The sequence below is a fragment of the Bartonella senegalensis OS02 genome (genome assembly GCF_000312545.1).
Lineage (GTDB): Bacteria > Pseudomonadota > Alphaproteobacteria > Rhizobiales > Rhizobiaceae > Bartonella > Bartonella senegalensis.
The window spans coordinates 67,774-69,548 of the sequence record NZ_HE997543.1 but is presented as its reverse complement, the minus strand read 5'-3'; the positions used below and the strand labels follow the sequence as shown (position 1 = coordinate 69,548).

At 42.3% G+C, this 1,775-nt stretch carries 4 protein-coding genes and 1 pseudogene; 3 read left to right on the top strand and 2 right to left on the bottom strand.

Annotated elements, in window-relative coordinates:
• Window positions 1-336, bottom strand: a 336-nt coding sequence (locus BN200_RS07235; protein ID WP_019221882.1) for a helix-turn-helix domain-containing protein, incomplete at its 3' end; no start/stop codon positions are given.
• A gap of 76 nt (window positions 337-412) precedes the next feature.
• Window positions 413-943, bottom strand: a complete 531-nt coding sequence (locus BN200_RS07230; RefSeq protein ID WP_019221881.1) for a helix-turn-helix domain-containing protein — start codon at window positions 941-943, stop codon at window positions 413-415.
• A gap of 152 nt (window positions 944-1,095) precedes the next feature.
• Here BN200_RS07230 and BN200_RS07225 point away from each other — a divergent pair, with 152 nt between their 5' ends.
• From BN200_RS07225 to BN200_RS07220, 3 genes and pseudogenes are all read left to right on the top strand, one after another.
• Window positions 1,096-1,389, top strand: a complete 294-nt coding sequence (locus BN200_RS07225; protein ID WP_019221880.1) for a helix-turn-helix domain-containing protein — start codon at window positions 1,096-1,098, stop codon at window positions 1,387-1,389.
• A gap of 67 nt (window positions 1,390-1,456) precedes the next feature.
• Window positions 1,457-1,594 (top strand): hypothetical protein, encoded by a 138-nt coding sequence (locus BN200_RS09420; protein ID WP_019221879.1) that lies wholly within the window; start codon window positions 1,457-1,459, stop codon window positions 1,592-1,594.
• Window positions 1,578-1,775: pseudogene (locus BN200_RS07220) on the top strand (hypothetical protein); the annotation flags it as partial. The gene BN200_RS09420 and the pseudogene BN200_RS07220, both read left to right, overlap by 17 nt.

The window sequence follows — 1,775 nt, the reverse complement described above, 5'->3', positions numbered from 1 at the left end:
GCGATAGGTTGTATAAGCGATGCGACCAAGTTTTTTCATGAGACCAGCAGGGATAGTTTGTGGTTTAAAACCTGCTGCTTTCGCTTTTGCCATGTCACTAAACGTCTCACCTTCACCAGTGAGAAGCCAATGAAAATCTACGCCATAAATTTTGTGATAGGCAATTACAATAGATGCTGGTGGCTCATTTACACCGAGCTCATAATTTGCGAGCGTACCTTTCGCTAAATCAAGAGTTTTTGCAAAAGCACCGCGTTCTTCATTTCCAAGCATTTTTCTTATTTCACGTAGGCGTTTTGCCAATGGTGTTTTGGGTTCTAGTTCGGGGCGTGCCAAAAATGCTCCTTATTTATATTGAGGTATGTTTTAAGTTACAGGATAAAGAGATTCCCCCATTGATTTTAGAGAGGCATTACGCCGTATCTTGTGTAGTTTCTAGATGTGCTCTTTCAGCTTCTATTTGGCGCTTTAAATGCAATTTTAGAAGAGGCAAGGTAAGCTCAACTTCTTCCGTGTCGTTGATGTCTTGAACCAACTCTTGCAACTTTATACAAAGTTCCGCCGCGAGTTCCGCTATATCTTCAGGGGGGAGTTTAATATTTTCATCACGATAGGTTGTATAAGCTATGCGACCAAGTTTTTTCATCAGTCCAGCAGGGATAGTTTGTGGTTTAAAACCTGCTGCTTTCGCTTTTGCCATGTCACTAAACATTTCACCTTCACCCGTAACGAGCCAATGGGGGTTAATGTTATAGACTCTATGATAGGCGTTAATTGCTGAGGATGTTGGCTCGTGTACTCCGATTTCATAATTGGCAAGAGTAGTGCGTTGTAAATTAAGGCGTTGTGCAAAAATACCCCGTTCTTCGTTTCCGAGCATTCGTCGTACTTCACGTAGGCGTTTTGCAAGTTCTGTTTGTGGTTCTTTTTCAGGGCGTGCCAAAAAAATCACTCCAAATGACAAAAAACTGTTTACAAAGACAGATATTTGGCATATATCTATTATTACCGCCCGATATAGAGGGCAGATATTTTACAATTAACCCCACAAAAAACGGATGTGGGAGCATCCGTTTGAAGCAGGAGCGAAAGTTTATGACTATCACACAAACATGGGATCGCCATAGCATTTTAGCTGAGCTACGCCGCCGGAACATGACTTTGGCGGAGCTCGCGAAAGCTTATCAACTCTCATCATCCAGTGTTCAACACATTTGGACACGGTCTAACGAGAAAGCCGAACGTGCAATTGCAGACTTTATTGGCTTGCCCGTCGAGCAGGTTTTTAGCGACCGCTACCCTAAAAGTCGCCGTCGTATTTTCAAAGCAGCAAAACACGCCAATACGGATTGTGTTGTTTCTTCCCTCTCACGCGGTAATGCTGCTTGAGCTTTAGGCTCTGCGTGTTAGCGCATTTGCCATGTATTTAGATACCATAAGATAAAAAGGTTTATCAATGTCTAAAGATCAATACAAAATAGACAAGAAAAATTGCACAGTGTTGCCTCATCAAGCAGCCGATTGGATGGGTTGTTTTTTAGGTTTTGGTGGTCAAGTTTTCTTTATCGGGGGTGGTTATGGTTGCGGCTTATAATTTATGGACCCCAGATGTAAAAAAAGAAATTTTTAATCCGTATTCGGAAGCTGAACGGTTACACATTATGGTGACTTGTTCTTTTAAGGCTGTGAGTGGTGGATTTCGGCATTTGCCAATTCGATATATTATTGACCCCCCGCATGGCTTGTTTGATGCGGCATTAGCAAGGCAAATTGCC

Excerpts from the sequence above, each read along its gene's own strand:
- BN200_RS09420 (WP_019221879.1), top strand. The coding sequence starts at position 1,457 with ATGTCTAAAGATCAATACAAAATAGACAAGAAAAATTGCACAGTGTTG.
- BN200_RS07225 (WP_019221880.1), top strand. The coding sequence starts at position 1,096 with ATGACTATCACACAAACATGGGATCGCCATAGCATTTTAGCTGAGCTA.